This window comes from Paenibacillus urinalis (assembly GCF_028747985.1).
GTDB lineage: Bacteria > Bacillota > Bacilli > Paenibacillales > Paenibacillaceae > Paenibacillus > Paenibacillus urinalis.
Window position 1 is genome coordinate 555,604 of record NZ_CP118108.1, and the last position, 26,718, is coordinate 582,321.

General features: G+C 47.8%; 22 protein-coding genes. 11 read left to right on the forward strand and 11 right to left on the reverse strand.

Translation table 11 applies throughout. The annotated features are described in order from the left end of the window. The first annotated feature begins 82 nt into the window (after positions 1-82). From PUW25_RS02590 to PUW25_RS02605, 4 genes are all read left to right on the forward strand, one after another. On the forward strand, positions 83-826 hold the full coding sequence (locus PUW25_RS02590; protein ID WP_076314722.1) for a polyphosphate polymerase domain-containing protein: 744 nt from the start codon (positions 83-85) through the stop codon (positions 824-826). Then, entirely contained in the window at positions 819-1,505 is a 687-nt protein-coding gene (locus tag PUW25_RS02595; protein WP_047911525.1) for a DUF4956 domain-containing protein, read from the forward strand. Before PUW25_RS02590 ends, PUW25_RS02595 begins: the two co-directional genes overlap by 8 nt. Positions 1,506-1,819: 314 nt before the next feature. Next, on the forward strand, positions 1,820-4,219 hold the full coding sequence (locus PUW25_RS02600) for a carbohydrate-binding domain-containing protein (RefSeq protein ID WP_420800546.1): 2,400 nt from the start codon (positions 1,820-1,822) through the stop codon (positions 4,217-4,219). A gap of 283 nt (positions 4,220-4,502) precedes the next feature. Then, positions 4,503-5,546: an LCP family protein gene (locus PUW25_RS02605; RefSeq protein WP_274338514.1), complete on the forward strand. Its 1,044-nt coding sequence runs from the start codon at positions 4,503-4,505 to the stop codon at positions 5,544-5,546. Between the two features lie 148 nt (positions 5,547-5,694). Here the strand turns inward: PUW25_RS02605 and PUW25_RS02610 are convergent, their stop codons facing one another. Together PUW25_RS02610 and PUW25_RS02615 are read right to left on the reverse strand one after the other, a co-directional pair. Then, positions 5,695-6,444, reverse strand: coding sequence for an ABC transporter permease (locus PUW25_RS02610; RefSeq protein WP_274337997.1), 750 nt, complete (start codon positions 6,442-6,444; stop codon positions 5,695-5,697). Next, complete coding sequence (locus PUW25_RS02615) at positions 6,426-7,190, reverse strand: ABC transporter ATP-binding protein (RefSeq protein ID WP_047911528.1); 765 nt, start codon at positions 7,188-7,190, stop codon at positions 6,426-6,428. The genes PUW25_RS02610 and PUW25_RS02615 overlap by 19 nt, the downstream gene beginning before the upstream one ends. Before the next feature lie 186 nt (positions 7,191-7,376). On the opposite strand from PUW25_RS02615, the gene PUW25_RS02620 reads away from it, so the two are divergent. From PUW25_RS02620 to PUW25_RS02630, 3 genes are all read left to right on the forward strand, one after another. Next, on the forward strand, positions 7,377-7,844 hold the full coding sequence (locus PUW25_RS02620) for a macro domain-containing protein (protein ID WP_047911529.1): 468 nt from the start codon (positions 7,377-7,379) through the stop codon (positions 7,842-7,844). 122 nt (positions 7,845-7,966) lie between these two features. Then, positions 7,967-8,449, forward strand: coding sequence for a DUF456 domain-containing protein (locus PUW25_RS02625; RefSeq protein ID WP_047911530.1), 483 nt, complete (start codon positions 7,967-7,969; stop codon positions 8,447-8,449). A gap of 240 nt (positions 8,450-8,689) precedes the next feature. Next, on the forward strand, positions 8,690-10,036 hold the full coding sequence (locus PUW25_RS02630; RefSeq protein WP_274337998.1) for an amino acid permease: 1,347 nt from the start codon (positions 8,690-8,692) through the stop codon (positions 10,034-10,036). Positions 10,037-10,093: 57 nt separating this feature from the next. On the opposite strand, the gene PUW25_RS02635 is transcribed toward PUW25_RS02630, so the two are convergent. Continuing rightward, positions 10,094-10,954 (reverse strand): YitT family protein, encoded by an 861-nt coding sequence (locus PUW25_RS02635; RefSeq protein WP_047911532.1) that lies wholly within the window; start codon positions 10,952-10,954, stop codon positions 10,094-10,096. A 306-nt stretch (positions 10,955-11,260) separates the two neighbouring features. On the opposite strand from PUW25_RS02635, the gene PUW25_RS02640 reads away from it, so the two are divergent. Then, positions 11,261-11,497, forward strand: a complete 237-nt coding sequence (locus tag PUW25_RS02640) for a DUF6953 family protein (protein ID WP_047911533.1) — start codon at positions 11,261-11,263, stop codon at positions 11,495-11,497. 142 nt (positions 11,498-11,639) lie between these two features. Here PUW25_RS02640 and PUW25_RS02645 read toward each other — a convergent pair whose 3' ends face one another. From PUW25_RS02645 to PUW25_RS02655, 3 genes are all read right to left on the reverse strand, one after another. Then, the gene (locus PUW25_RS02645; RefSeq protein ID WP_047911534.1) at positions 11,640-12,764 is read right to left on the reverse strand and encodes a DUF4179 domain-containing protein; all 1,125 of its coding nucleotides are present in this window, start codon (positions 12,762-12,764) and stop codon (positions 11,640-11,642) included. Then, on the reverse strand, positions 12,751-13,284 hold the full coding sequence (locus PUW25_RS02650; protein WP_047911535.1) for a sigma-70 family RNA polymerase sigma factor: 534 nt from the start codon (positions 13,282-13,284) through the stop codon (positions 12,751-12,753). The genes PUW25_RS02645 and PUW25_RS02650 overlap by 14 nt, the downstream gene beginning before the upstream one ends. Before the next feature lie 77 nt (positions 13,285-13,361). Further along, positions 13,362-14,231: a helix-turn-helix transcriptional regulator gene (locus PUW25_RS02655; protein ID WP_047911536.1), complete on the reverse strand. Its 870-nt coding sequence runs from the start codon at positions 14,229-14,231 to the stop codon at positions 13,362-13,364. Between the two features lie 144 nt (positions 14,232-14,375). On the opposite strand from PUW25_RS02655, the gene PUW25_RS02660 reads away from it, so the two are divergent. Both PUW25_RS02660 and PUW25_RS02665 read left to right on the forward strand, forming a co-directional pair. Beyond that, the gene (locus PUW25_RS02660; protein WP_047911537.1) at positions 14,376-16,349 is read left to right on the forward strand and encodes a glycoside hydrolase family 127 protein; all 1,974 of its coding nucleotides are present in this window, start codon (positions 14,376-14,378) and stop codon (positions 16,347-16,349) included. A gap of 182 nt (positions 16,350-16,531) precedes the next feature. Next, the gene (locus PUW25_RS02665; RefSeq protein ID WP_047911538.1) at positions 16,532-17,647 is read left to right on the forward strand and encodes an MFS transporter; all 1,116 of its coding nucleotides are present in this window, start codon (positions 16,532-16,534) and stop codon (positions 17,645-17,647) included. A 136-nt stretch (positions 17,648-17,783) separates the two neighbouring features. On the opposite strand, the gene PUW25_RS02670 is transcribed toward PUW25_RS02665, so the two are convergent. The 5 genes from PUW25_RS02670 to PUW25_RS02690 form a co-directional block, all read right to left on the reverse strand. Beyond that, positions 17,784-19,799 carry a beta-galactosidase gene (locus PUW25_RS02670; protein ID WP_047911539.1) on the reverse strand — a complete coding sequence of 672 codons (2,016 nt, stop codon included), beginning with the start codon at positions 19,797-19,799 and terminating at the stop codon, positions 17,784-17,786. A 328-nt stretch (positions 19,800-20,127) separates the two neighbouring features. Then, positions 20,128-20,454 carry a hypothetical protein gene (locus PUW25_RS02675; protein ID WP_047911540.1) on the reverse strand — a complete coding sequence of 109 codons (327 nt, stop codon included), beginning with the start codon at positions 20,452-20,454 and terminating at the stop codon, positions 20,128-20,130. Between the two features lie 252 nt (positions 20,455-20,706). Then, positions 20,707-21,753: an NAD(P)/FAD-dependent oxidoreductase gene (locus tag PUW25_RS02680; RefSeq protein ID WP_274337999.1), complete on the reverse strand. Its 1,047-nt coding sequence runs from the start codon at positions 21,751-21,753 to the stop codon at positions 20,707-20,709. A 269-nt stretch (positions 21,754-22,022) separates the two neighbouring features. Further along, positions 22,023-23,651, reverse strand: a complete 1,629-nt coding sequence (locus tag PUW25_RS02685; RefSeq protein ID WP_274338000.1) for a response regulator transcription factor — start codon at positions 23,649-23,651, stop codon at positions 22,023-22,025. Between the two features lie 23 nt (positions 23,652-23,674). Beyond that, positions 23,675-25,402 (reverse strand): cache domain-containing sensor histidine kinase, encoded by a 1,728-nt coding sequence (locus tag PUW25_RS02690; RefSeq protein WP_274338001.1) that lies wholly within the window; start codon positions 25,400-25,402, stop codon positions 23,675-23,677. Positions 25,403-25,812: 410 nt separating this feature from the next. Here PUW25_RS02690 and PUW25_RS02695 point away from each other — a divergent pair, with 410 nt between their 5' ends. Beyond that, on the forward strand, positions 25,813-26,667 hold the full coding sequence (locus PUW25_RS02695; RefSeq protein WP_090725900.1) for an ABC transporter permease: 855 nt from the start codon (positions 25,813-25,815) through the stop codon (positions 26,665-26,667). Positions 26,668-26,718 lie beyond the last annotated feature (51 nt).

The window sequence follows — 26,718 nt, forward strand, 5'->3', positions numbered from 1 at the left end:
TAAGATTCATTAAAGGTTGAGAGCTTACGATACATACATCACCACAAGAGACTTACCACAACAGAGAAAGGATCTGAAGCACATGGCTATAGAGGTATTTAACCGCTATGAGAGCAAATATCTGCTCGACAGCAACTCGTACCGGAGGCTGTATCTCGATCTCATGGAATATATGGAACCCGATGAATATAACAAGCAGCATGAATTTTATTCCATAAGTAATCTGTACTTCGACACAGCACATGATTCATTGATCAGAGCGAGCCTGGCGAAGCCCAAGTATAAGGAAAAGCTCAGACTCAGAGCCTACGGTGTTCCGGGCAAGGACGCGAAGGTGTATCTCGAGATCAAGAAGAAGGTGTTCGGCCTGGTCAACAAGCGTAGAACCGCGCTCAAGCTGGATGAGGCGTACGAATTTGTCCGTACCGGACAGGCACCGGAGCTGAAGGATTACATGAACGCCCAAGTCGTGAACGAAATCAGCTATTTCCTGCGGAGGTACGATTTGGCACCCAAGCTGTACCTGTCATATGACAGAAAAGCACTCTTTTGCAAAGACAGCCGCGATCTCCGAATTACGTTTGACACCAATATTCGCACAAGACGCTATGACTTGAAATTGGAGAACGGAGATTACGGCGAGCAGCTGCTGGATGAAGGCCAATGGCTCATGGAAGTGAAGGCCGAAAAGACGGTGCCTATGTGGCTGTCGGTCCTGCTCTCAGAGCATCAGCTGTATCGGACGAGTTTCTCCAAATACGGCAATGAATACAAAAAAATGATCAAAAACGAAAAACAGAAACAGGAGAGTATGCTTTATGCTTGATTCCCTATTAAACGCAGCTACAGACACAACGACAGAACTTACATTTATGAGCACGGTGCTCAGTATTCTCATCGCCATTTTGTTAGGCGGTATCATCAGTCTTACCTATATGAAGACGAACACAAACGGGTATACCCAGAGCTTTTCCTTGACTATGGTCATCTTACCGGCCATTGTGGCCATTATTATTCTGCTGATTGGCAGCAATATTGCACGAGCGTTTAGCTTGGCGGGAGCGTTCTCCATCATCCGGTTTCGAAGTGCGCCTGGGGATCCGAAGGATATTGCTTTTGTCCTGTTTACGATGGCAGCGGGTCTTGCCTGTGGTGTGGGAGCCTTCGGGTATGCGGTGTTGTTCACCCTGATCCTGTGTATTCTGATGTTCGTCCTGAGTAAATTTAACTTCGGTGCAAGAAAAACATTGCAAAGAACACTTAAAATCACGATTCCTGAGAATTTGAGCTACGATGATGCCTTTGACGAGGTGTTCCAGAAATACAACGTGCAATATGAGCTGAAAAAGATCAGAACAACCGAGCTGGGAAGCTTGTATGAGCTTGTGTACGGCGTGACGATGAATCAGCTTACCAACCAAAAAGAATTCCTGGATGAAATCCGATGCCGTAATGGTAATCTGGATCTTTCCCTGACGATGAGCCCGACGACGTCAGAGTATTAATGTATCCACTCCACTGTGATTGACCTTATAATCAGCTCAAATTTCAAATGAAATGAAATTTGAGCCCAAAATACTTAGCGAGGAATTAAGCTAGTTCTTTATCTCCGTGCTTAGCAGCGAGGATTTCAGTAAAGTTGGTGACTCTCATCCTAGCGAGGAATTTGAATGACGAACGACTTTTGGCGGAGCCAACCGGAGAGAGACAGTCAAATTGCGAGCGTCCTGATAAAGGAGATAGCCATCTCTTATCCGAGCCAATACGCAAGGCTATAAAGAACAGCTCAATTTCCGAGCGCCCTGAAAGGATAAATAAAATGAAAAAGACAAGCATAGCGAACAGACTTAGCGTCGTATTCTTATGCGCGGCGCTGATGACAGCATGCAGTGATGCGTCAGCGACCGATGATACAGGAACAGCCGAAGCAGGCACCGCGAATGAGGCCACAGCTGAGCTGACGAGCTTGAAGCTGGAGGATATGATTACCTTCGATGAAGAGGACCGTAACACCGAATGGAGTGCAGATAATGCCGTAACGATTGAGCTGGATGGAGCAAGTGCTCAAATTAACGGTACGGGTGCAGAAGCTGTCGACGGATCTGTGACCATTACGAGCCCGGGTACCTATGTACTCAGCGGAACGCTTAGTGATGGACAGATCATCGTGGATACGGCAGAGGAAGAGCTGGTGCACTTGGTTCTGAACGGTGTCGATATTACAGACAGCGACAGTGCGGCGATTTACAGCAAAGGTGCGGGAAAGACCGTCATTACACTGGAGGATGGAACCGAAAATAAAGTGACGGATGGCAAAACATATGTTTATGAGGACGAAGCAAGCGATGAGCCGAGTGCGGCTGTATTTGCCAAAAATGATCTGAGCATCAACGGTACAGGCAGCTTATCCATCACCGCTAACTATAAAGACGGAATCACGAGCAAGGACGACTTGAAAATAGTAGAAGGCACCATCGACATCCATGCCGAGGATGACGGGATTGTAGGTCGTGACCGGCTGGCTGCCGAGAACGGTACCGTGACAATCAAGGCCGGTGGAGACGGCATGAAATCGACCAATGATGAAGATGAGGACAAAGGGATTATCGCGATCGCTGGCGGTACTTTTAAGATAGAAGCTGAGAATGACGGAATTCAATCGGAGAAATCACTGCTGATTAATGGCGGTACGTATAACCTTGTAACTGGCGGCGGCAGTGCGAACGCTGAGGTGAAGACCGAGAGCAATCCAATGGGACAAGGAAGAATGAATGGCAACGGCGGCATGATGCGAGGTGAATGGAACCGAGAGTCTGCACCTGCAGCGCCTTCGGATGCAGCGAATCCATCAGATGAAGCAAGCAACAATACAGATGAAGCAGGCACAGCGAATACAACCAGCACGAATACGGCCAGTACGGTTGTCACGGCAGCAGCAACAAGCACGCCGGCAAGTACAACAACGGACACAGCCGCCTCCACTGCAGATGCTGACAATGCAGAGGATACAACAGCCGCTGAGGAAGAATCAACGAGTGCAAAAGGGGTCAAAGCAGGCGGGGATATGGTCATCAATGGCGGAACATTTACGATGGATTCAGCCGATGATGCGGTTCACAGTAATCAAAATATTTCGATCACAGGTGGAGAGTTCAGTATTGCCGCGGGCGATGATGCGGTGCATGCGGACCTTCTGCTATCCATCTCTGGCGGAACAATGGACATTACTGCAAGCTATGAAGGACTGGAAGGAGCAGACATTACGATCTCCGGTGGCAAGACACATGTAGTTTCCTCCGATGATGGAGTGAATGCGTCCGGTACAGATACGACGACCGATACAACAGACGCCGCTGCGGAAACAACAGAAACATCCGAAGCAGCAGGAACAACCGCAGGTGAAGCGGATGCTTCTGCATCCGGAACTTCAGAAGCTTCCTCTGCAGCGGATGAAGCACAGGGTACAACAAGTGAACAAGCGCCTGCAGCGGGCGAACGACCGGATGCTCCTGCGAATGGCGAAATGCCGCAGCGGCCAGCGGATGGTGAGATGCCGGAGCCTCCAGCTGATGGCGAGATGCCAAGCGGAACTCCGCCGCAAGGCGGCTTTGGCGGCGGTGGATTCGGCGGTGGAATGGAAGGCAATCAGAATGCGAAGCTGACCATCTCTGGCGGACTTCTCACCGTCGATGCCGGCGGTGATGGGATTGACGCCAATGGTTCCATTACAATGACGGATGGTACCGTGATCGTAAATGGTCCAACCAATAACGGAAATGGCACACTGGATTATGGCAGCACATTTGACATGAGCGGGGGTTACTTAATCGGAGCCGGCACATCAGGTATGGCACAGGCATTATCTGATGAATCCACTCAGCTCTCGATTGCGATGACTTATCCTGAAACACAGGCTGCAGGAACGTTGGTTCATTTAGAAGACAGTGAAGGCAACACCATCGTGACTTTTGAACCGTCCAAGGATTATCAGTTCGTCGTCATTAGCTCACCGGATCTGGAGAAAGGAAAGACCTACACCCTCTATTCCGGAGGAAGCTCCAGTGAAGACGTTACAGGCGGATGGTATAAGACAGGTAATTACGAAGGCGGAAGCGAGGTCGTGTCGTTCGAGCTTGGGGAAACAGCTACCACATGGCTGAATGAGTCAGGCGTAACAACAGGGAATGCGAACGGCGGCTTTGGCGGCGGCAGAAGATAGATTATCCTAAACAGGCGATAGCCAAAAGAACGATTATTAATAGCATACGGGTAGTATATACAGCCCAGGCAGCTCCAGATATGATGGAGCTGCCTGGGCTTATGTCATGCAGCGGTGTTAAGCTGTTTTTCTTCGAGAAGAGGCAGTGCTAAATGAAAGGTTTGATCGTGATCTTACAATATAGTAAGTAAGAATCAACTTGATCCTTTGGTAAGATGAAATTGTTCATCTTGTAAGTTGAACAAAAATAGCGTATCCCCGTTGTGAAAGGAACAGCAAATCTATGACCAGAAGAACAAAGCGTTATACGCTGACAATTATCCTCTGTATCGTTGTTGGTGCCATTGCTCTCGGAGGAGTCTATGTCTCTTCTATCGTGAAGGAGCTTCAAGGCTTGCAAAAGGAAGGAGAAAGCTCCCCATTTCATAATATAGAACATATAGATCAGGAGCAGACGATCGAGCCGCCCGTATGGGAAGGTGATGAGATCGTCAATATTCTTATTATGGGCGTGGATGCTAGAGGCATGAAGGAGGGAGAGATTCCTCGCTCAGATGCCATGCTGGTAGCCTCTCTTGACCCCGAAGCGAAGAAGATCTCCCTGTTCTCGCTCATGCGGGATACTTATGTTGAAATTCCGGGCTATAACAACAATCGAATTAATACGGCTATCACCCATGGTCCGAATGTTGCGATGCAGGCAGCGAGCGATCTGCTCGGCATTCCGGTGCAATATTATGTGTACACTGATTTTCAGGGCTTCATCAAGCTCGTGGACGCTCTAGGTGGAGTGGATTTTGAAGTAGAGAAGGATCTGTATTACGTCAGTAAGGCGGATAATCATCAATATGATATCGACCTGAAGCAAGGAATGCAGCATCTAGATGGAGAGAAGGCGCTCATGTATGTAAGATTCCGGCATGATGCCATGTCCGATTTTGCCAGAACGGAGCGTCAACGGGAGCTGTTGAAGGCGATAGCAGACAAAATGCAGACTTCCTCCTCCATCGCCAAGCTTCCGTCCATATTGAATGAGATCAACCCTTATATAGATACCAATTTGTCTCTTAATGATATTTGGAAGCTGGCCTCGCTCGGATACCAGAGCACGCTCCATGGCAGCGAGCAGATTCCGCCGATGAGCCTGCTGAAGGAAGAGAGAATTGGCGGAGCAGCGGTTCTTACGGTAAGAGACGAGGAGGAGCTCCAGAGCTACGTACAGGATGTACTGAAGCCAGCGGATGCTCAGATGGAGGAAGTGCCTGAGAGTAGGATAGACGATAATGACATGAGTCTAGAGGAATCGAGCGAGAAGGTCACTTATTAGAATGATACGGATTTAGTGTAAATGGAAAAACGGTCCAAGAAAGTCTTGGACCGTCCTAAGCCGGCGGCTCACCGCGGGCTATTTTGTATGAATACAATGAGGTGCTTGGTATTGAATGATAAACGAATCACAGGGCAGACCACAGATCTTACAGCTCGCGAAGACGCATGTCTGAAGTGAACCATTCACGATAAGTGAGCTGGCTGAGCAAGATGCTGGTGATTGCAGCTGAGCTTGTGAAGGCAAATACGATCAGGATCTGATACCGGACAGCCTCGATCGGATCTGCACCTGCGATAATCATTCCTGTCATCATTCCCGGGAGCTGGACGATCCCCACCGTCTTCATGCCATCGATGGTTGGAATCATGCTGGATTTAACGGAACGCTTAAGTGCGTCCTGAATCGCCCGTTTGGGCGCAGCGCCAAGCGCAAGCAGGGTTTCAATCTCGCCTTTGGAGGTCTCCATTTCACGTTTCATATGGTTAAGGAACAAGCCGGATACGACCATGGCATTGCCAATCGTCATTCCGCTGATGGGAATAATGTATCTTGGCGTCGGCTCAATGATGTTCAGTCCGAGCAGCAGTCCCATCATGAGCAGCTCTGTTGTTAGAATGGACAGGGCGATCTTCCAACGGACGCCCCGAATGCCTTGTCCCCGCTTGCCTGCATTCAACGAAGCGACCGTGATCATAAAAGTAACGATGAGCACAATCAGCGCGGGATGCTCGGTATGGAAAATAAACTGCAGGATGTAGCCGACAGCAAGCAGCTGTATGGCTGATCGTATGGTTCCGATGGCTATATCCTTCTCCAAATCGAGCTTTTGCCAGACGGAGATCAGCATCGTCACCATGACAAATACAATCGTGAAGCTTAGAGCAAGGAAGGACATGGCTCCTCCTTATCTGAATCCACAGATTTGGTGATGAAACGGCGGGCGGCTTCTGTGTCTGGCCGAGAGAAGAACAGTTCTGTCGGCTGACGTTCAAGCAGGGTATGACTGCCCATATACCAGGTTGTCGTGCTGAATGAGCGGGCCTGCTCCAAATCATGTGTCACCCAGATCAAAGTCGTTCCTTCTTGATCACTCCATTCCGTCAGCAGTTGTTCCACAAGAGCTGCATTTGAAGGGTCCAGGGATGCCGTGACTTCATCCAGCAGCAACGCCTCCGGACGCAGCATCATCGAGCGGATGAGTGCGATCCGCTGCTTCTCGCCGCCAGACAGATCAGATGCCCGCTTTTGTACATCCAGTGCAGACAGGCCGCTTCGCTCCAGTAAGCGCTGTGCAAGAGCTTGGTCGTAGGGGACTTTATGAAGGGAATGAACCATCCTCAGGTTATCCTCAACACTGCCGGGCAGCATCACGGGATGCTGTGCGACATAAGTGATCTTCATTCTCCACCATCGTGGATCGCAGCTTCGATAAGAAACACCCTTCCATTCCATTTCCCCTTCGTCTGGACGATCCAGTAAAGACAGTATTCGGAGCAGCGTGCTCTTCCCTTGTCCTGAAGCGCCGATGACCGCGATGCGTTCGCCTTGATCCACCTGGGCTTCGACGCCCGAGAACAGCATCGTTCTGGTTGTTGTGCCCATATATTTGGTTAACCGCTGTAAATTTAATAAATGAGACATGTCCCATAGACTCCTCTCCGATGTTCGTTGACCTATTAATTTTAGCAGATACATTAAGACGATAGGATGCTTTTTCCGATATATATAGCACTTGAATCAATATCATAGAAATGGCTTTAGAAATGGATTCGCTTGGTTTCATATAGATTAAACCATGTTTATTATCATAAATAGGAGAGAAGAAGGATGATTACTTTCGAGAAGGGCGAGCTCCTTGAGGCGGCAGAGGACATTATTGGTCACCAGGTGAATTGTATGGGGGTCATGCGCAGCGGGATATCCAAACAGATCAGAGATGAATACCCTGAAGTTTACGCCGCCTATATTTCGCTGACGAACAGTGAAATTTCTCCCCTTGGGCAGATGCAGATGGTGAAGACGAAGGATAAGTACATCGCGAACCTGTTTGGACAGAAGCATTACAAGAAGAGCTTCTTTCGTAAACACCTGACAAGCATCAAGGCTCTGGAGCGAGCATTAATTGAGCTTCGTACCTATGCAGAAGCCAGGAATCTCTCTATTGCACTGCCTTACAGAATAGGGGCGGACCGTAATGGGACGGATTGGAATGAGGTATACCGAATGCTTGAGAGGGTATTTACGAGCTATCCCGTAACCTTGTACTCGATCGTGGATATGGAGGAGAAGAGCTAACGTGAGAACTCGGTCTTCATCCTGGACGGAGGTCTAGCCCAGAAACCGTCTTTAGACTATTTTTAAAATAGACTTAAATGGCATAAACTAAGATGAACGTAGGTTCTAAGGGAGGTACATAGATGGATTTTTTGTGGTGGACGTTAATTATTGTATTATTCTTACTCAGCTTCGTTGGCATTGTGTATCCCATCATTCCGTCTGTTCTCGCCATTTGGGGTGGCTTCGCCATCTATCAATTCCTCATCAATTCAGAGGAGCTGTCCTGGTGGTTCTGGGTCAGCATGGCGATACTAACAGTCGTTATTATTGCCGCGGATATCATAGCGAACAGCTATTTTGTTAAGAAGTACGGAGGGTCGAAGACCTCAGAGACGATCGCAGCCATTGCGACCATTGTAGGCTCGTTCATCCTTCCGCCATTCGGAATCCTGCTCGTGCCGTTCCTAGCCGTGCTGGTAACCGAATTTATCATTCACAAGGATGCCTCGAAATCGGTCAAAGTCGGCTTTGCAACCATCATTGGATTCCTCGGAGGAAGCATTGCCAAAATCCTTATTCAGCTGCTCATGATCGTATGGTTCATTCTCGATGCGATCATTTAGGGTGGATATCAGCATGATATAGGGACTTCAAGCAAGGGACGCTCAAGGCGTCCCTTGTTTTTTGTGGCTGGCTACAAACGGACAGACACGAGGAGTGTAGATTATGGTAAGCAGCGGATTTTTGAGTGCTTCCGGCTGAAGAATAGGATATACTGAGAAATACATTTGTCAGAATACATATGTGTACGTGTGTGTAACGTAAATAAAAGACTAGCATGAAATGCATCAGGGAGGATACGAATGGGAAACACAGAAGGATCATTACAGAAGAAGCTGAAGCCTAGACATATCAGCCTGATGGCGATGGGCGGTGTCATTGGAACCGGCATCTTCAAGGGAAGCTCGGAAACGATTGGTCTAGCAGGACCGGGTGTTATCTTCACATACATCATTGCGGGCTTGCTGCTTCTCGTCGTGATGACGGCCATGGCTGAAATGGCTACGGTATATCCGAATCGCAACATGAGGGATTTTGTAAGAGAAGCTTTTGGCGAGAGAGTCTCGTTTATTATGGGCTGGATGTATTGCTTCATGTGGCTGGCTGTATGTGTAATCGAGATTATCGCGGCAGGAAGCTTCCTGCAATATTGGTTTACAGATGTGCCGCTATGGATGCTCAGCTTGGGATGCGCTGCGATCGTGATCTTTATCAATTTACTTAGTGTCGGCACCTTTGGTGAGTTTGAATTTTGGTTTGCTGGCATTAAGGTCACGATGATCATTATCTTTATCGTCCTGGGTGTGGCCCTGATCTTTGGCATCATTCCTAGCGGCGAAGCACCCTTACTCAGCAATTACACGGACCATGGCGGATTTCTGCCGAACGGCTGGACCGCAATATTCTCAGCACTATTAGTTGTCATGTTCTCCTATGGCGGATCGGAAATGATCGGTCTGACGCTCACGGAGACAGAGAATGCAGAACGGGTGCTGCCGAAGGTGGTCCGCAACTTTATTTTACGGATCATCCTGTTCTTTACACTGCCAATTCTTATTATCTGCGGTCTCATTCCCTGGAATGAGCTTGGTCCGGAGAGCAGTCCCTTCGTACAGGTGCTTAGCTCGACAGGACTGACGGGTGCGGCTCACATTATGAACTTTGTGCTGATCACAGCAGTGCTCTCGGCAGCGAATTCAGGAATATACGGAGCATCCCGGATGCTCTACTCCATGGCAGCCGCAGGAGAAGCGCCCAGAGCATTGACCAAAACAAGCCGCAAGGGCAGCCCGTATAATACGCTGCTGTTGTGTGCCGTTATTTTGATCGGGGGCTCGATGCTGGGGCTGATTGCACAGGATCAGCTGTTCCGGATCCTCATGGCTGTGCCAGGCTTCACTGTGCTGCTCGTGTGGATCTGCATTGCTTCATCCCAGCTTAAGCTGCGGAAGCAATATCCTATACAGCCGTCCTTTAAGGTATGGGGCTACCCGTACATTACGACCTTTACGATTATCTGTCTGTCGGTGATTGCGTGCGGCTTCCTGATTGATGATCAGAACCGGTTCAGCATCAGTATCTGTTTAGCTGTACTGGTGGTGCTGATCGTCACATCGATCGTGAAGTTCCGTAAACCGGCTACGAAATAACAACAAAGCCTGTCTAACAGCTGAAGAGCTGATGGACAGGCTTTTGTATTTTGCATACTAGTGAATATCTCGTTTCTTGAAGTTGCCGCCGCGAACCTCGGATACATCCGAGATGACAACAAAGGCACTTTCGTCAATGTCTTTGACGATGGTCAGCAGCTTGTTCTCTTCCATACGGTTGATAACACAGTTAAGGATTTCTGATTGTTCATTAGAGAAGCCGCCCCGGCCAGGGGTATAGGTTACGTTCCGCCCCAGGCGGGATTGAATCGTATCCCCGATCTCCACCGATTTTTGACTGACAATACGTACCGATTTGGATTTTTCCAGACCGACCTGGATGATATCGATCACATTCTTCGCAATGTAGTAGGTCAGAGCAGAGTACAATGCACTTTCCAGACTGTACACGAAGCTTGCCGCAATGAAGACGAAGGCATTAAGGAATAGAATAATATCTCCGACAGAGAAAGGGATCTTGCGTGAGACGAGAACAGCCAGTACCTCAGAGCCATCCAGCGCACCCCCGTTACGCAGTACAATCCCGATCCCGATCCCGAGCAGCATTCCGCCAGACAGGACAACGAGGAGCGGGTCCTCCGGTCCCAGAATCGTATCCACATGATGCAGAACCACCGTAGATATAGACAGAGCGACAATCCCGACAACACTCATTAAGGCAAAGGTCTTGCCGACCTGCTTATAACCGAGATAGACAAAAGGAATATTCAAGACGAAGAGGAATACGCCAAGCGGAAGTCCAAACAGAGAGGATCCCATGATACTGAGACCTGTCACACCACCGTCGATAACATCGTTAGGAATGAGTACGGCTTCCAGCCCGTAAGCAGTGATGACCGCACCGATAATAATCATAATGATCTTGCGAATGTGTTCCAGCAATCCGTGTTTCTTCATTTAACTCTCCTTTTTTTGTTTTTAATATATTTAAGGATTTTGCATCCTGCCATTTCATCTGTAGAAGATCTAAGCTGCTCGGTAGATTGACGCAAAATCTTTATTTACAGGAGATGATGGATTAAAATAGGAGCATCCTGTATCATTCTCAATTGTATATGTATCAAATGGCACATCATTTAATATTATCACGAATGTGTAAGCAAAGGAAAGTTCATCATAAGAAATGTACATGATATGTAGGATTAATGTCGTGAAGTAGTATGGGATAAAATAAGCGATAGCTCAAGGAGAAAAACAAATTATATGGAGTATACACCACAGCAGGTTGCCGAATGGATGGTAGAGACGATCCGGTTCAAAGGGAATCTCTATCAGACAGAGGCGATTGAATATGTACGTGAGCATTTTGGAGAAGAGTTTGTATTTGTGAATGAGAATGGGAATGCGTCCTTGGAAAAGGAAGTGAAGAAGGCGTTCCGTAAGCTGCATAAAGGAAGAATTGCTTGGGATCGCGATGGATTTCTATGGGCCTGGACTTAAGAATTCAGAACACAAAACACAAAACACAAAACACAAAACACAAAACACAAAACACAAAACACAAGAAAACAGACTGCATATCGCAGTCTGTTTGGCTATATCCTCTGCTGTGAAGAAATCCGTCACATTATGAGCCGTGTCATCAGTTCCCCGACAGGTCAATCTTGGTTTCCAGTCCTGCAATGAACTGATCTTCCTGCACATCCTCTGCAAAGTCATCCTTAATCATAAAAGGTTTAATGATGAGGTACTTGCTCTCACCTGTGGTAGTTGCATATCGCCGGTCATAAATAAGACGGTTACCCTCATATACTCCATCCCCGGACAATGCGGTCAGCTGTCTGCCTTGATCATCATAGACCACAATTCCAATCTTACGTAACCGCTCTTCATCCTTCTGTGTCAGTGAGCTGGCACTATTAAGTGCTATGGAAGTGGTCACCCTTGTGGTAATAGGGGATACGGAAACACTTGCAACGCCAAAGGTAAGATCCTCTTTCGTCACGGCAGTATTCGGGTTTAGCGAGATGGTTTGGGTATGGTTCTTCTCAAAAGGGACATCGATCCTAAACTCATGATCTATTCCATCAAGTTTAATAATTACCTCTGAGGTAAAGCTGTCAGATAGGGTGTTTGATTCCGCCCCATTCAGCACTTGCTCGAACACCAGCGTGTTTGGATGAGCTTCACCAGCACCTCCGTAGAAGATGCCTCCTTGTAATACAGAATTGGCTTCATCCTCTGTCTTGCCTGTAATGGATAGAGCAACATTCTCGATAGCATTGCTGAGCTTCATAGTGTTATTGCCATTATCATAGGTTCCGTTATCCAAATTCGGTGCAGTCACATTCACAATAAAAGCCGCCCGTGTGCCGTCATACAGCGTCTCTGTGACTTCGAGCTTCACATCCTTATAAGACACGGCATTGTTAACGTTGGTTGCAAGTCCTAGATCACCGCCGGCACGAAGGCCGCTGTCTGTCTCAAGGATACTGAAGAGGCTCCCAATGATAGGAATGCTCTTAATCGAAGCGGCCATGACCGGAGATACGAAGCCGGAAGCAAATACGCCGATTCCTAAAATGCCCGCTGCGGCTGCTGTTAAGCCTGCCTTGCGTAATCTGGAGGTTCTTCTCCGAACTGTATGCTGTTTCTGCCCGGAGAGGGAGGCATAGGTCTCATCCAATCTTGTTCGAACCAGAGGAGACACCTCAGTACTGCTTATGTCAACCTTCTTTAATTCATTCTCCACCTTAAATGCTGCCATATCTCATCTTCCCTTCGTGTATACTGGGTAAACTATGCTGCAGAGCGTCACGTGCTCTGGACAACCGCATCTTTACGGCGCTTTCGGAAACATCGAGAACCTTAGCTACCTGACGAATTGGAAGATCTTCAAAATAATGAAGAATGATCACCATACGCTGGGGCTCCTCAAGTCGCTCTACGGATTCTCTTAAATCTACCATTTCATAGCCTCCCATGGAGGCAGCTGTGGTGGGAATTTCGGCGTAGGCAATCGTACGGGAACGTTTGGATCCAATATTGTTACATTCATTAATCAGAATTCGAAAGATCCAAGTCTTGAAGAACTTCGGCTCCCGCAGCGTATGAATGGATTTAAAAGCTTTTAGTATCGTTTCCTGCATGGCATCCGCAATATCTTCTTCCTTGCCCAGCAGGGATCTCGCCATATAATAAAGTGAACCTTCCAGCTGCTTCACGAGCTTTACAAAAGCATCGGAATCTCCTTCTGCAGCCTTCCCGGCTAATGCTGCTATATCCACTTTGTGTGCTCCTTTCCTTCTGTTTTCTGGAACCAGAAAAGACGTGCAGCACGGCACGCCTTATGTACTTTAATACTTCATATCGTATATTGCTTACGGAATCTCGTAGGGGACACACCGATATGCCGGCTGAAGCAGGCAGAGAAGTAGGGGATATTCTCGAATCCGACCTGAACCGCAATCTCTGCAACCGGCCATTCGGTTTGCAGTAGAAGCAGCTTCGCCTGCTCCAGGCGGTATTTCATCAAGTACTCTCCAGGGGTTACTCCATATACCTGCTTCATGCAGCGAGTGATGTAATTGTAGTGAAAATTGAAGGCGGCTGTCAGCGTAGTGCTCGTGATTTCGGAACGGTAATGGTTCTTGATATAGGACTCGACTTGCTCCGCAAGCGCGATCACCGGACCTGCAAAGGCGTCGTTCTGACGTATATCCATCAATCGGAGAAGCTCCTCGAAGGTCTGCTGCTGAGTCCAAAATGCACGGGACTGGCGCTCTGTTGCTGCTGCATTCAGCTTGTTCATTAGTCGATAGGCTTGTTCAGGGTAGGGCAGGGTCCAGGACTTGTGCAGATGAAGCATGTAGGGTGAGGTCAGGAAACGCTCATAATGTGCATTTTGATTCATATGGAACCCTTCCTGTTCCATCTGCATCCACTCTCCTACAGCTTGAAAGTGTACCCAGTAGAATCGGGTATGCCCGGTTGACTGCTGTACAGGATAATGATGCTTGTCCGGCAGCAGAAGCAGCGTTTGCCCTGATGTCAGTGCCCAGCTTGCTCCTTCTTCCCCGATGTAGAGACAGCCTGATTCTACAAGAATCAGATCAAAGATCCCGAGATTGTTACGGTTCGGATGCTGGTCGCCGGCTGCATATTCTGTCACACCACTTTCCAAATAGTAGGGCAGGGGAGGCGCGGCGAAATAGATATGTCCATTCCCTTGCATATACATAAGCTCCTTATCCAATGCTTGTGTGATATTTTATAAAAATCAGGTTGGTATCAGCTATATTCCTGTTCTATTGTAACGCATAAAATGAAGTCGAACAGTAAATGAAATCAACTTCTGATGAAAAGGAGCAACTACGTTATGGGACAAACTGCAGGGATGAATAGAATCAAACCGGTATCCATGAAGCAAGTAAGCATTAAGGATGACTTCTGGAGCTATTACATAGATTTAGTCAGGGATGTGGTGGTGCCCTATCAATGGGAAGCAATTAACGACCAGGTCGAAGGTGCAGAGCGAAGCGGGGCGGTGAGCAATTTTAAGATTGCTGCTGGTCTTCAGGAAGGGGAATTTTACGGCTATGTGTTTCAGGATACCGATGTGGCCAAATGGCTGGAGGCCGTCGCCTATCTCTTGATCAATGAGCGGAATGCGGATCTGGAGCAGATTGCAGACGGCATGATTGATATTATCGGAGATGCTCAGCAATCCAGCGGCTACCTGAACACCTACTTTACCATTAAAGAACCGGATAAGAAGTGGACGAATCTGACGGAATGCCATGAGCTGTACACAGCGGGTCATATGATCGAAGCAGGTGTGGCGTATTATCAGGCGACAGGCAAGCGCAAGCTGCTCGATATATGCTGCCATATGGCGGATGACATAGAGCGTGTATTCGGGTATGGTCCGGATCAGATTCGAGGTTACGACGGTCATCAGGAGATTGAGCTGGCACTGGTTAAGCTGTATGAAGTGACAGGAGAGAAGAAGTATCTTGAGCTAAGCAAGTACTTCATTGATGAGAGAGGACAGAAGCCAAGCTTCTTCGAGGCAGAAGCAGAGCGCAGGGGCTGGACCACCATCTGGAGTAATAACAAATTGCAGCTCGATGAGGGCTATTATCAGGCACACAAGCCGGTAAGAGAGCAGGATGTAGCAAGAGGTCATGCGGTACGTGTTGTATACATGCTTGCCGGTATGGCAGACGTTGCGCGTGAAACGGGAGATGCTTCACTATTTGAAGCTTGCCGCAAGCTATGGGGGAATATTGTTTCCAAGCAGATGTACGTCACGGGGGGCATTGGCTCTATGGCTCAGGGTGAGGCTTTCTCGGTCGATTATGATCTGCCGAATGATACGGTGTATTCCGAGACCTGTGCATCCATTGGTCTTGTGTTCAGCGCGCAGCGCATGCTGCAGCTGGAGCCTGACAGTGCTTACGCGGAAGTGATGGAGCGTGCACTCTACAACACCGTCATTGCCGGGATGTCGAGAGATGGCAAGCGCTTCTTCTATGTCAACCCGCTGGAGGTAAACCCTAAGGTGTGTAGCGGCGCAAACCACAATTACAACCATATCAAGCCGGTTCGTCAGGAGTGGTTCGGCTGTGCCTGCTGCCCGCCGAATATCGCAAGACTGCTGGCTTCGCTCGGTGAATATATTTATTCGGTGCAGGACAAGACCGTATATACCCATCTATACATCGGCGGTGAAGCTGCGATTGAAGTGGCGGGAACCAAGATGGTGCTGAAGCAGGATTCCAGTATTCCTTGGGAAGGCAAAGTCAGCTTCGAGGTGGAAGTAGATCAATCTGCAGAATTCGGTATCGCACTCCGTATGCCGCAGTGGGCAGCGAATGTACAGGTAACGGTTAATGGCGAGGCTTACGATGTGACAAACAAGATAGTGAATGGTTATGCGGTCATTGAACGTGTATGGGAATCAGGTGACCGGGTGGAGCTGGTGATGGAGATGCCGATTAAGCGCGTCAGAAGTCATCCGCTGATCAAAGGAAACGCGGGTAAGGTTGCACTCCAGCGCGGTCCATTCGTGTACTGTATTGAGGAAGCGGATAATGGGGCGCAGCTTCAGCAGCTGATCCTGCCGCAGGACAGCGAGCTTCATGTGAGCGATGATCCTGCCATTGCCGGAGGAATTGTAGCCATCTCAGGAGAAGCGCTGCGGATGAATATGGATCAATGGGGTCAAGCACTGTATCAATATGATGAGCCGATACCGCTGAAGCAGGCGCAAATCAAGTTCATTCCGTATTATGCCTGGGCGAATCGGGATATGGGCGAAATGTCCGTCTGGGTAAAGGAACAGCTATAGTCAGAAGTGTTAGAAGGGATGAGAAGTCAGATCGATATGATCTGGCTTCTCTTTTTTCATGCTTATTCTGGAAACAGTGTGTTCTATCAAAAAGTTAATTTCTGAAATAAAAGGGTAATGAACTCTTATTCCACAGAAAAACGATTCATACAATTCTTTTGTAGATGAGGTGAACATTCATTATGTGGAGAATTGTTTTTCCTGCACTGGGAATGATTGCAGTGACCTATGCACTGGCTCGTTTAAGCTTTGGGCTATTTCTTCCCAATATATCCGATTCGTTAGGCTTAAGTGAGAGCGAAGGTGGGATTGTGGGATCAACAGCTTATGTATCCTATTCGTTGGCTCTGCTAATTTCTTCATTCTTAATTGAGAGAGCAGGACAGTATAAGGTGAATCTGATTGCTGGCATGACAGCGGTCTTGGGACTATTAGGCATTGCTGCATCACAATCTTTTTTACATTTAGTGATTAGTATGTTAGTAGCAGGCTTGGGAAGTGGATTGGCTTCACCTGCCTTAAGTCAGATGGCGCAGCATACGCTGTCCAATAAAGAGCTTGATCAAGGAAATACGTGGATCAATAGTGGAACCAGTGTTGGTGTTATTCTAACAGGACCTGTTGTATTGCTATTTACAGAGCACTGGCGGCTATCGTACTACTTCTTTTCATTCATCGCTGTCATCGTATGGATATGGAACTATTTAGTTATTCCGTCTGATCAAGATAAGAAGTCATCCACTCGTTCACAAACAAAATGGCTGTCGGCTATAAACAAGGCGAAATATTTGATTGCAGCGTCTCTTGTGATCGGTATTAGCTCGTCTATATATTGGACATTTTCCAGAAGCTTTATTACCAGTGAATATGGATTTACGACCAATGAGAGTGTTGTTTTCTGGATTATATTAGGTATAGCAGGCATATTGGGCGGATTTGCAGGGGGCTTCATACAAAGGCTGGGCTTGGCAAGGTCGTACCGACTACTTCTTGTTGTCATGCTGACTTCAATCCTGCTGCTTACGATTCCTAATCAGGTTACGGTTTACATTTCAGCCGGCTTGTTCGGGAGCACATATATCTTTCTTACAGGTTTATTTATTGTTTGGGCGACGAGAATCTTCAGCATCTTACCAGCATTAGGTGTCAGCTTATCTTTCTTAGCATTAGGAATCGGTCAGTCCCTGGGTTCTCTTATTGCCGGGAGCACGATAGAAATGACAAGCTACCCGTTTAGCTTCACACTATTTGCCGGCCTCGGTATTATTGCTCTATTCATTCCCGTACAGCAAAAGTAAGAACATCTAGGGAAGGATTACCCCAAGTTTAAAAATATAAAAAGAAGCCTGATCATTGATCAGGCTTCTTTGCTTGGCGCTTAATGCACAACAATGCTCTTTCTTATCTCTGTGATCATCCCTGTACTTTCTTACTTCAGGATGGTGTGGAGATATTTAGTATCTCAACCCCATACGGTGGCAGGACTAAGGTGGAAGGCTGCTTGCCAGCGGTTAATAAGCTGACATAGGAATACCCGAGATCAATGACAGCTTCCTGCCGGCTTAGATTAAGCACGAAGAGATAGGCCTTCGTCTCGTTCTGGCGTACAGACAATTGCACGCCTTCTGGCAGATTCTCGTAGTACGGTAGATCGGCTCCCTCGGCAGCTTCTTGAATCAGTCGTTCCATGTAAGCATCGTCAGGCTGGGTTCCTACATAATAGACTGTCCCATTACCGTAGCGGTTCCTTGTCACAGCAGGTACCCCTTCGTAAAAATCATCCGCATACCATGCGATGGCTTCTGCGGTGACCGGTTCGAGCAGATCATTCCACTGTGTAGAAGTGAACTGCTTCTGATCACTTGTCCGGATGTGATGGACATCATTTCCGATAGGATCGTACTCACTGACAACAACACCCGCACAATTAGACAGCAGCGCCGGAAGGGGCTGCATGTGACAAACGCTTAAATGGTCTTTAACCCCTGAGCGATGTGTCAATATGACGGTACCGCCGCTTGCTGCAAATTGCTCAATTCGTCCGGCTAGATGTTCATCGAGAAGATAGAGATGAGGAACAAGGAGAATTTTGTATCCCTCCAGCGCTTCCTTCGTATGGATAACATCAACGCCAATGCCAAGCTTCGTTAACGCTCTGTGCCATGCTTTGATATTCTCATAATAGTCGAATCCGTCAACGGGCTTCTGGTTGCCAAGGGCAACGAGCTGGTCACTTGAGTATAGAATAGCTGCATCATTTCGCAGGGTTGTTCCTTCCAGTTGTGCAGCAACGGAGTTCACTTCCCGGCATAGATCTGCAAACTCCTTGAATCTTCTGCCGGGTACATTGCTGTGATCAATGAGTCCATGCCAGAATTGCTCAGCTCCCTGAATTGCGCTGCGCCAGCGAAAATGGACGACAGTATCGGCTCCGCGTGCAATCGTCTGCCAGGAGAAGGCCCGAATAAAGCCGGGATAAGGCGTACGCCAATTCGGGAACCAGCAACCTGGAGGTCCGCTGAGCTGTTCCATAATCCAGAAGTTGCGGCGTTTAATGCCCCGGGTCAGATCGAGGGATAACGCTCCGCTGTAAGGTCCGGTCGCTGTCTTGTCCGGTGATGTATTCGGATAATAGTCGAAGGAAGCGAAGTCCAGCTCTGCTCCGATGAGATGGATATCCATCTTCTGCGGATAGCTGTGGAAGTTGTGAGTAATGAAATGTCCTGGAGCATACTGACGGATGACCTCCATCTGTTTACGCTGGAACCTAAGTGCTGAATCGGACTGAAAGCGGTGATACTCCAGCAGGAAGGAGGGGTTCTGATTCGCTGTCCCTCCGAGCGGAGTAGTGATCTCGCTCCAGTCACTGTACTCCCCGCTCCACACAACCGTTCCCCATGCATCATTCAGTTCCTTGAGCGATGCATATCTTGCCTCTGCCCATTCTCGAAACCTCGTGTTACAGGAGGGGCAGTGGCATTCCAGCAGCCAGTACTCATTATCAATCTGCCAGCCGCATACCGCCGGGTGGTTAGAATAGTGCTTGGCAAGCTCGCTGACGATCCGGATACTGTACTGGAGCAGGGAGGGGCTGTTGAAGCAGCGATGCCCTCGGACACCAGGCTGAACTATATCTCCGTTGTGCTGGATAGGCAGAATATCTGGATGCTTGCTAGTAAGCCAGCGGGGCGGCGTATTGGTGGGTGTACCAATAACGACTTGAATGCCGTAGCGGTGAAAGGTATCGACTGCACGGTCCAGCCAGGCAAAATCAAATCGACCGTCTTCAGGCTCAAGGCGACTCCAAGCAAACTCGGCAACCCGAATGAGCTTCACACCTGTCGTCTGCATGAGCGCGGCATCCTGCTCCCACATGGTCTCATCCCAATGCTCAGGGTAATAATCTACACCGACTTGAACGTTTGAGAAAGCTGTTGTTGATTGTGTCATATAACCATTCCTCGTTTCGATTGAAATCTCGTATGCTTATATACTATAGGTTCAAGCGCTTGAGACTCTTGCAGCATTTTAGCACGAAATATCAATATCTTGTCCTTATATCCTGCTGATAAAAAAACCGGTACCTTCTCTAGGATCGAGGGCAATGGAATTTGAAAAAGCTGCCGCCTGTAAAGTACAGACAGCAGCTTCAGTGAGTTACGTAGTTTTTTCAAAATGTCCTTTACATAAGGATACTTTTAATATCGATGTTTCTTTTCTATTATGTCCACCCGGTATGGGCGATAATTAGAGGGTACAAGTCCACTATTGCGGATAATCACTTCTTTAAGTTAAACAGCTTTAATTTGTTCTCTTCAACTTCTGCCCCCAAAATACCATCTTCAAGAGAATAGATTTTTGTACCAACTGTAAGTTCATTTGATGAAAAATCCTCTTGAGGTATTTGATTAGAATCAGTCTTTGTACTGATTGTTCCTAATAAATCTTTATCCGGATATTGATCTGATGAAATCACATTTTGTCCTATATATTCTTGCCCGCTATATATTAGAATCGATGCACTAGAATTACTATTATTTCCGCAGGCCATCATAAAGACTACCAGTATAAAAAGGGACGATATTGCTAAAAAACACCTCTTCATTCCATATCCCCTCACAACGAGTTTATTTTGTTTAATAGGAAAACATCATCATTAGTTTCCATAAAAGGATATGGTATGTAAATAGTACTTGCAAGTCAAACCTTACACTTAACATGACTTCACAGATAGGCTTGAAATTCGAAAAAGCTGCCGCCTGTAAAGTACAGACAGCAGCTTCAACGAGTTGCCCATTTTTATTAAATGTCCCTTACGAAGGTTACACTATACTTCACAAGAAGGACCGGTCTTATCTTAGTGTTCGTTTTGCTCCACAACACCAAGCTGCTTGTTTTTCTCTTTGAACTTCGCGTTATGGGAGGAGACGTAGGCGTATTTATCAGCTTCAGGCTCTATGTACAGCTTCGCTCCATTTAGTGCACTTACGGCATCAGTGAATGTACCTGCGATGAGACGCACCTTGCCTTCAAAATCAACAAAATCACCTGCAGCAAATACACCTGGAATGCTTGTGTTCATGCTGCTTCCAACCTTACATGTCCAATCTCCCATTTCAATGCCCCATTCTCGAATCGGGCCAAAATTGTAGCGCATCCCATGATTAACGATGACGGCATCGACTTCGATCCGTTCCTGTTCACCTGATTCCACATGGCGGATGCTCACTTCGTTAATATCCGTTCCGTTCGCACTGTGCAGTGAATCAATAGCATAAGGCGTGCGCACCACACAGGAGGATTCCTTCATCTTCACCACATTGCGCTCATGACCGCCGAACTGATCCCGCCGATGAACGACGATCAGACTCTCTGCGATCGGCTCCAGCGCATTCGCCCAATCCACGGCAGAATCACCGCCGCCGGAGATAAGCACACGCTTGCCGCGGAATACTTCCAGCTCCTGTACCGTATAATGCAGATTGCTTACTTCATAACGGTCTGCACCTTCAATTTCGAGCTTCGCCATTTCGAGAATACCATAGCCTATGGCCATGACAACGGTCTTGGTCCAGTGCTGCTCGCCTGTTGCTGATGTCAGAATAATCGTGCCGTCCGATTGACGCTCAAGCCCGGTAATATGCTGTCCGAGTACAATCGTCGGATCAAAGGTCATCGCCTGCTGAGACAGTTGCTTAATCAGGTCTTTACCGAGAGTAGGGGTTAAACCGCCCACATCCCAGATCATCTTCTCAGGGTAGATCAGAATTCGGCCGCCCAGCTCTTCCCGAGCCTCAATCAGCTTCGTCTTCAAATCTCTCATTCCGCTGTAAAAAGCAGTATACATACCGGCAGGGCCCCCGCCGATGATCGTCACATCATATAATTCAAGCTGTTCGCTCATTATTTACGTTCCTTCTTTCCGCATAGTCAGTTGTACAATTGCCTATCGGGTTTATCTTCGCTTATTATATTTGATAACGATTATCATCGTCAATTGATATCTGGTATAGAAGAACTATTTTATAGTAATCTATGAGACCATGTGGATGAAGAGAATGGAATATGACATTGATATCTAGAGCTCAAGCCCGCGATCCGATAGGGAACTGCGGGCTTTTGCGGTCTACGAAAATTGCGGTCTACGAAAACTGAGTCTGAGAATCCTGCTGGCTACATGCTGGTGGCTGCTTCCTGCCTCAGCTTGCGATATTCGCTTGGAGTGCAGCCGACATCCTGCTTGAACAGCTTGGAGAAATAGGGATAATTAGCGTAGCCGACCTTCCCGGCGATGGAATAGACGGATAATGATGTGCTCTCCAGCAGCTGACGTGCACTTCTGATCCGGGTCTGAATAATGTAAGCGCCGAGCGATATGCCGGTCTCCTTCTTGAAGATGCGTGCCAAATAATCAGGGTTCAGATACACCATTTCCCCCAAACTGTTCCTTGTCAGCTCATCACCGCAGTGCTTATGAATATGCTGCTTGATCTCCTCGACGACGGAGTCCTGCTGTGCTGCATAACGGCGGTATTCTGCTGCCGTTGTAACCAGGTACTCGATATACTTCTCCATATCCTCTACCGAATAGAGAGACGCAGCGTATAACTGATCATGGGTTTTTCCGGTGTACAGCTTATGGGCCTGGATTTCTCTGCTCTTTAGATAGGAATAGACGAGCTGAATCATGTCTAATCGGAACAGGCGAAGTACGGAAGAATTCAAGATTTGACCTTGCCCGTTCGCAATCAGGTCATACAGGCAGCGCTTCGCCTCATTCAAGAACGACACCGGATCATCCTTATGCAGCCATTCTTCAAGCCGTGTCAAATCCGGCGCTGTATAAACGGCTGCCTTTACTCCCTCTGCCTGAGGGTACTGCTCCAGATATAGCATTTGATTGCGGTGCTTGATGATGTCCTCATTCATGCGAAGTAGATTCTGTATTCCTTGGTACAGCTCTGGCAAGGGGGCGGTTACGCCGATGCAGCACGAGGCATCGGATTTCAGGAAACGGTTTGCTTTTTGAATAAAGGAGGCACACGCCGTTTCGATAAGAGCGGCTTCTTCATCTGAAGACCATCTCAGGATGACAAAATAGTGATTATCTTTGACCTCAATCATAGCTTCTACGGTGAAGGAGGGGTGATGAAACAGCTCCGTGATTACGTTATGAAGCGCATAGTTGAACAAGTCCTTGTCTTCTATGACAAGGCTCTGGTCGTAAGCATAGATGGATATCAGCAGAGGCAGGAACGGGTCGGACAACTGATATGGCAGACTCTGCTCTTTGATCGCCTCAGCCAGTGCTGCTGAGCTTGGGGCATTTTTCTTCTCGGTGCTGAGCTGTCTCCAGAAATGCTCCACCATCTTGCGCTGGTTTTTCTGCCAGAGCTGCCCCTCCCTAATAGCCGATTCATTCCTTCGTTGTTCCCGCACCTTGTAGATCGCTTTGGACAGGATCAGCGTGAGCTTGTCAAAGGCAATCGGCTTCAGAAAATAGTCAAAGCTTTGCAGCTCGATCGCCTTCTGCGCGTAATTGAAGTCGGCATAGTTTGTTAGGAAGATCGTTTGGACTGCATAGTTCTCCTCCCGAATCCAGGCTAGAAGCTCAAGCCCGCTGCCTTGCGGCATCTCGATATCGCATACCATAATCTCAATATCCTGCTGCAACAAGATCTCTCTGGCTTGGGCTATATTGTAGGCGGTGTAGACCTGATCAATGGATAGAGCGCTCCAGTCGATCTTCTGCTCTAGTGCAGCAACGACAAAATAATCATCATCCACTAGCAATACATTCATGTGTGCACCTTCCTTCCTTCAGGTTAGGCTTGCAGAGGCTGTGGCAGAAACAGCTGAATACAGGCACCACCATAGATCTGATTTGAAAAATCCACCCGGGCTTCTCCCTCGTACAGCGACTCCAGCCGCTTCAGCGTGTTCATAATTCCAATTCTGTGTCCTTGAATCATCTCAAGCGGCTGACCAGCCTGAAGCTGCTCCAGAATTTCTGCGGGAAATCCGGGTCCTGAATCTTCAATTACAATCTTCAGGATACGGCCGCTGCTATCCATCTCCTGTTTCAATTGCAGCTGAATCTGCAGCTTGTTATCTCTCGATACGGCATATTTCACCGCATTCTCTATGAAGGTCTGAAGCACGAGTGGAGGCAGCAACATCTCCTGGACGCCGTCGCTCCCCTTAATTTCGTAGGTGAAGGCATTCCGATACCGGTGCTTTTGGATTTCAAGATAAGTTGTGACATGCTCAATCTCGTCTCCAAGCCGTACAAAGTGATCGTTATTCTGGAAAATATACCGGAAGTACGAGGAGGTGGAGAGGGCCATATATTCGATCTCCTTGTGCATTTGCATTTGGGCCATACTGTAGATGTTGGTGAGGCAGTTGAGAAAAAAGTGCGGTCTGATCTGCATTTTCATATATTCAAGCTGCACCTGCTGCTTGGACAGCTCCTGTTCATACATATCGATCTTGATCTGTTTCATTTGCTCGATGAGATTTCTGTACTGTAATCCTGCTTCTGACAGCTCAATGATGGGGCTGCTGGTGAATTCCAGCGGCTCGCTGGACTCTGCCATCTTCGAGAGATTCTTGGAGAATTGCTGGATTGGCTTCAGCACTCTGCCCTTGAAATACAGAACGACAACGATCAGAGAGGACGCCACAATAACGAACAGGAGCAGGATCAGGAGCTGGGCGACCATCATTTTCTCGAATGCGCCGAACTCAATGAACATTTTCACGTTAATGGTAGAATCGGTGAATGCCTTGCTTACGGTCGTCCGTGAACCCGAGATGAATGGAAAGCTGAACCCGGATTCTTGACTCTGTTCCATATCTGCTGCAGGACTGGACAAGATTCTGCCGTCCTGATCAACCAGAGTAGAGAAGCCGTTCTTTCCTAAATTAATCTGTCTTAGAGGCGCGATGAGATCATCTGCAGAAATAAGGCACATCAGATATTGCTCATGATAAGGCACGATATTGATGATATAGTACTTATCCTGGATGAGAATGGGCGTCCAGTTGGAATAGAACTTGTCATAGACATTGGGATCGCTCGTATAGCTGACCAATTGCTGTCCAAGCTCCTGGTACTCGGGATAAGTGATGCTCATGGGCGCATAATTGCGGAGGAGCTTCTCATCGCTGGAATAATAGAAGAAATTGTACTCGGGTCCGTAGTTCTTCTGCAGCTCTGTGTAGCGTTTACGCAGATTATCATTGGCTTCGAGGAAGTCGTCGTAGTCACTGCTCTGTCGCTTGGGTACTAATGCAGCAATGTTGTCGTCGTTGGCCAGCGTCCAGCCCATATAATGATTGATATAATCAAAGTCATGATTGATTCTTGTCAGGTAGAGATCGGCCGTATCCTGGAGGTAACGTGTGGACTGCTGTTTAACGATCGAGATCGAGGCCATGCTGATGGCGAGATCAAGCAGAAGAGTGGAGATGGTGATTAGAAGCGTAATTTTGACATAATGCCGGATGGGATGTGACCTGCGCTGCGTATGCTTGATTACCCTATCCATCGTCAAGCTTCCTTTCCTGACGCTTATAATGTAAGCGTTTTATTATATGGTATTGATATTATAATTCCTCTCCTGTCAAAAGAACATGGCTGTCAGGTCATTTTTGCACAAAGTCTGGATTGTGCATGAAGAAGTCCGTAATCTCCTATACTGCACGAGCCTTGTCAGGACATAGTAGGGAAGCGGAACGGATGAAAAGTCCGAATCCTCTCGGTTACAAGTCCAGTACGTACCCTTCACGCGAAGTATACTCAAGTCAGGACAGAGAAGTTAAGATTGAAAGCGCTTCGATTAGCACCTGATAGGAAAGGGGAGCGGATGTGAGAACAGCGGATTTAAGTGTAAAACAGAGTCATCGGAAAAGAGCACCTGCACTGCAGCAGATCAAGCGGAATTGGGGTCTCTATTTGCTGCTGCTGCCTGCTGTAATACTGCTGCTGCTATTTGCTTACATTCCGATGTATGGCATCGTCATTGCCTTCAAAGACTACAGTCCGGCCCTTGGCATCGGCGGCAGTCCCTGGGCAGGTCTCAAGTACTTCGAGAAGTTTTTCAATTCCTATCAATTTGATACGACGATCAAGAACACGCTGATCCTCAGCTTGTACAGTCTGGCCACGTTTCCGATTCCCATCATGCTCGCACTGATGATCAACCAGATGAGGGAGAACCGGTTCAAGCGTTTTTTTCAGACCGTAACCTATATGCCGCATTTCATCTCGACCGTCGTTATGGTGGGATTACTACTGATCCTCTTATCGCCAAGCACAGGGCTGATCGGCCACATTTACCGTTTGTTTGGTGCGGAGGCCCCTAATCTGATGGGATCACCGGGGTTGTTCAGCAGTGTATATGTATGGTCCGATGTGTGGCAGCATACCGGCTGGGACAGCATTATCTTCATTGCGGCGTTGTCTGCTGTGAGCCCGAGTCTGTACGAAGCGGCCACGATGGACGGAGCAAGCCGGTGGCAAAAAATATGGTACATCGACCTGCCGATGCTCATGCCGACAGCTGTCACACTACTGATTCTGAGAGTGGGGAGTCTGCTTGGTGTCGGTTTCGAGAAGGTCTACCTAATGCAGAACAACCTGAACATCTCCTCAAGTGAGGTTATCTCCACTTATGTCTATAAGATAGGGATGCTCAGCAGCCAGTACAGCTTCTCGTCCGCCATTAACCTCGCGAATACAATCATTAATTTCATCCTGCTCATCATGGTGAATGAGATATCCAAGAAATACAGCAAAAACAGCCTGTGGTAGGAGCTTACAGGAGAGGAGGAATAAAGAGTGGACCATGTGGATGCGCCCCGG